The sequence below is a fragment of the Candidatus Poribacteria bacterium genome (genome assembly GCA_016866785.1).
GTDB lineage: Bacteria > Poribacteria > WGA-4E.
The window spans coordinates 1-4,151 of sequence record VGLH01000207.1; the positions used below are offsets into that span (position 1 = coordinate 1).

Here is a 4,151-nt window from a genome sequence, read left to right on the forward strand (position 1 = left end):
CGCCCGCCCGCGAGTCGGCCGTCAACGCCATCGCGGTCGCCAGTCCGACGATCCCTCCGCCGATCACGGCGACGTCATAGGTTCCGTTCATCGCGGCTCCTATCAGCAAGCGATCGCTCCGACGTCTGCGTGTTGTAGGGGCGGGTCTGAGACCCGCCCCTACGGATTCGAGCGTTCCACTGGGTAGAAAATGGCATCCGCCGAAGCGCGTCGCCAATACTCGTGCTACACTGGCGATCCCCATTCTCGGTGCGAGACCATGTCTCGACAAGGGGAAACCATGTCGCGTGTGAACCTGACCGGAGAGGAAGCCCTCGCGCATGCCGCTCTGGCGGCTGGCGTGCGAGTCGTCGCTGGTTACCCGGGCTCTCCGAGCTCCGGCGTCGTCGAGACCCTGGCGCACGACGCCAAGACCGCCGGTATCCACGTCGAGTGGTCCACCAACGAACGCGTCGCCTTCGAGGTCGCCCTGGGAGCCTCTATCGCCGGAGCGCGGTCGATGGCGGCGGTGAAGGGCGTCGGCATGAACGTCGCCCTCGACCCCATCATGGCGGCGAACCTGACGGGCGTCGGGGCCGGACTCGTCATCCTCCTCGGCGACGATCCCGGCGCGTGGGCATCCCAGAACGAGCAGGACACGCGCGCGCTCGCCGCCTTCGCCGAGCTCCCGATGCTGGAACCGGCGACGCCCCAGCAGGGCTACGAGATGATCGCCGCCGCGTTCGAGCTCTCCGAGCGCGTGTCGCTCCCCGTCATCGTCCGCGAGACCCGCCGCTACGCCGGATACCGCGGCGCCGTCACGTCGGGTTCCCAGCGAGCCCGACCGGCAGTCGCGCTCCGAGACATCGCCGCCGACCGTCCCTCGCGCCGATGGATGCCGTCGACCGACAACGCGGTCGCGCTCCATGCGGGTCTGCACCGGAAGCTGGAAGCGGCTCAACAGGCGTTCGAAGGGTCGGTGTTCAACTCGGAGCGCGGCAAGGGAACGCTGGGGGTCCTCGCCGCCGGATTCGCCGACACGAAGGCGCGCGACTTGCTCAAGGCGCGCGGCGCGTCCGATCCGTTCCGGTGGTTCCGCCTGGGAACGCTCCATCCCCTGCCGACGAGTGCGCTGACCCGGTTCCTGCGATGCGTGAGCCGCGTTCTCGTCCTCGAAGAGGGGGAGCCGTTCGTCGAGCGCGGCTTGCACGCCCTCGCCAACCGGGCGCGGCTCAACACCGAGATTCTCGGCAGGGAGACGGGACACGTGCCGCGCGAAGGGGAGCTCCTCGATGCCCACGTCGCCGCCGCCTTGAACCGCTACTCGCCGGGATGCATGGACGCAACGGGGCTCTCTGCCGAGAGCCAAGCCGCCGAGCTCCGGGCGCGGCAGAAGCGCGGCAAGCCCCCTACCTACCTGACCGCCGACGAAGGGCTCTGCCAAGGCTGCCCCTACACCCCGACTTTCGACGCGCTCCGCGACGCCCTTTCCGAGCGGGACGAAAACGCCGTCTTTCTCGCCGATCCTGGCTGCGGCGTCCGCCTGCGGGTTCCGCCGTTCGAGATGCTCGACGTGAAGCTGTCGCTCAGCTCGTGCATCGGGATCGCGTCGGGCATCGCGCGCGTCGATCCGGCGCGGCGGGTCATCGCGTTTCCGGGCGACTCGGCGTTCTTCCACTCCGGCGTGACCGACCTCATCAACGCGGCGTACAACCGCGTGCGCATCCTCGTCCTGATCCTCGACAACGGCACGACGGCTCTGTCCGGCTTCGAGCCCCATCCGGGCGTCGGACGCGACGCGATGGGCGAACCCCGGCGAATCATCGGCATCGAAGACCTCGCCCGCGCATGCCAGATCGACTTCGTCCGCACGGTGAACCCGCGCGACCGCGACGCGACGCTGGCGACCTTCCGCGAAGCCCTCGCCTGGGACGATCTCGCCGTCGTCGTCGTCCGCGACCCTTGCCCGTTTATCGACTTCTTCCGACAGAACGTCCCTAGTGGTATGTCAGGGTGATGATCCGTGTTACCTGATGCGTGAAAGAGCGACCACCAACGTGTCGCTCCCGCGAAAGCGGGAGCCTAGAGTCTCTGGATTCCCGCTCCTGGCCCCGTGAAAACGGGGCTACGCGGGAATGACGATTGCGAAAGACCTGCGCGAAAGCCCATCGAGGTTGTCGTGATAACCACCATGGCAAACCACTAGAGACCACGAAGGAACCCTCGCCATGCCGATTGCGCACCGGATCGTGTTCCCCCAGCGCATGCGCGCCACGGTGGAACCGTTCGAGTTCGACGACCGCCCCGGCGACGACGAGATCATCCTGGAGACGCTCGTCTCGGCGATCAGCTCGGGAACCGAGCTCGCCTCGTTCACGAACGACCAGGACATCGGGCACTGGAAGGGGGAACCCTACCCGGTGCATCCGGGCTATGCCGCCGTGGGACGCATCGCGGCGGTCGGGTCGAACGTGAAGGAGTGGCGCGTCGGCGATGTCGTCTTCTCATCGGTCGGGCACGCGTCGCATCATCGCGTGAACCCCGCGCGCGCGCCCGTCGTTCGCGTACCTGATGGGGTCGATCCGGCGGACGCCGTCTACGTCCGGTTCTGCGCGGTCAGCATGACGACGCTGCGGACGACCGTCGCGCGGCCTGGCGATGGTGTCGCGGTCTTCGGGCTCGGCATCGTGGGATCGATGGCGTCGCAGGTCTATCAGGCGTCCGGTTACGAGGTCGCGGGCGTCGATCCGGTCGCGACGCGGCGGTCGCGGGTCGAGGCGTGCGGTCTCCGCCATACGATCTCGCCAGAGGGCGATATCGTCGAGGCGTGGCGGTCGAAGCTCGGCGCGACGCCCTGCAAGCTCATCATCGACACGAGCGGGAGCGAACGCGCGGTCTACGCCGCGACGCAGCTCGCTGCCATCGGGGCGGAGATCGTCCTCGTCGGCGTCGCATGGAAGAAGCATGGCGACTACACGATGTCGGACCTGCTGCAGCCGGTGTTCACGAAGTACCTGCACGTGCGCAGCGGTTGGGAGTGGGAGATTCCCGTGTTCCCGGCGAACTTCGCGCGTGGGAGCGTCCTGGGGAACCTGCAGCACGCGATGAGCCTCATCGCGCGTGGAGCCGTGAACCCGGCGCCGATGCGGAGCCACGTCCTGCCGCCCAACGACGCGGAGTCGGCATACGTCGGCTTGCTGAACGAGAAGGAACGCTATCAGAGCGTCGTGCTCGACTGGTCGCGCCTGGCGATCTTGGCGTGATCGAAGACTGCGAGGAGCGTCGGCATGAGGCTGACGATTCGCCGGACCCAGGGAGGCATCTTCGTCCGAGTGGCGGGGGAAATGGCGCATGGTGACGCCGAACGGCTTCGGACCCAACTGACGGAACGGCTCGCGGAGTACGATGGCGTTCCGCGCGTGCGGCTGGATGTCGGTCAGGTGTCCCACGCCGACTCGTTTGGGTTGGAGGCGCTTTACGCCATCTACCGCTACGCGAAGTCGCACAACGGCACGCGCCTGGAGCTTCTCGGCGTCCGCCCGGAGCTGCGCGAGCTCATGACGCTCGCCGGGTTCGAGAACGTCCTAGACGACTGCGCGGTGGACGGCTGAATGCGATGGTGTCGGTCTACCGTCGGTTGCTGAGAGGCGGGGATGGGCGTACACTAGACTGCGGCGCAGCTTCGACAGCCAGGCGAGTTCTGAGGCGAGAGACGGTATGGATAACGTAGGTTGGCGGGACAGAATAGCGATCCATCCGAACGTCTGCCACGGGAAGCCGTGCATCCGCGGCACGCGCATCATGGCTTCCGTGGTCTTGGACTACCTGAGCGCTGGCGAGTCTGAGGAGTCGATACTGCGCGAGTATCCCCAGTTGTCATCGGACGACGTCCGGGCAGTGCTGGCGTATGCCGCCTGGCTGGCTCACGAGGAGGAGCAACTGCCTCTGTTCACCGATGGGATGCCATTCGTCATTCCCGCGTAGCCCCGTTTTCACGGGGCCAGGAGCGGGAATCCAGTACTCTGGGCTCCCGCTTGCGCGGGAGCAACGGCAATGGGTGACGCCTCAACGACGGTGCTCTGGAGAGCTGAGAGAACCTTCGCTGCTGGTCGCAATGGTCGCCTACCAGAGCGTCAGTCTCGATCTGACTCGTAGAACTTGGGAGAGCTTGC

At 66.9% G+C, this 4,151-nt stretch carries 5 protein-coding genes; 4 read left to right on the forward strand and 1 reads right to left on the reverse strand.

The genetic code is table 11. The annotated features are described in order from the left end of the window. On the reverse strand, positions 1 to 91 hold a 91-nt coding region (locus FJZ36_18235; protein ID MBM3216838.1), incomplete at its 3' end, for an FAD-dependent oxidoreductase. Positions 92 to 190: 99 nt separating this feature from the next. Between FJZ36_18235 and FJZ36_18240 the strand changes: the two genes are divergently transcribed. The 4 genes from FJZ36_18240 (at position 191) to FJZ36_18255 (ending at position 3,963) form a co-directional block, all read left to right on the forward strand. Beyond that, positions 191 to 1,996, forward strand: coding sequence for an indolepyruvate ferredoxin oxidoreductase subunit alpha (locus tag FJZ36_18240; GenBank protein ID MBM3216839.1), 1,806 nt, complete (start codon positions 191 to 193; stop codon positions 1,994 to 1,996). A gap of 211 nt (positions 1,997 to 2,207) precedes the next feature. Further along, complete coding sequence (locus FJZ36_18245; protein MBM3216840.1) at positions 2,208 to 3,242, forward strand: zinc-binding alcohol dehydrogenase; 1,035 nt, start codon at positions 2,208 to 2,210, stop codon at positions 3,240 to 3,242. Between the two features lie 24 nt (positions 3,243 to 3,266). After that, the gene (locus tag FJZ36_18250) at positions 3,267 to 3,590 is read left to right on the forward strand and encodes an STAS domain-containing protein (protein MBM3216841.1); all 324 of its coding nucleotides are present in this window, start codon (positions 3,267 to 3,269) and stop codon (positions 3,588 to 3,590) included. 106 nt (positions 3,591 to 3,696) lie between these two features. Then, a complete protein-coding gene (locus FJZ36_18255) occupies positions 3,697 to 3,963 on the forward strand; it encodes a DUF433 domain-containing protein (protein MBM3216842.1) in 267 nt (88 codons plus the stop codon). Positions 3,964 to 4,151 lie beyond the last annotated feature (188 nt).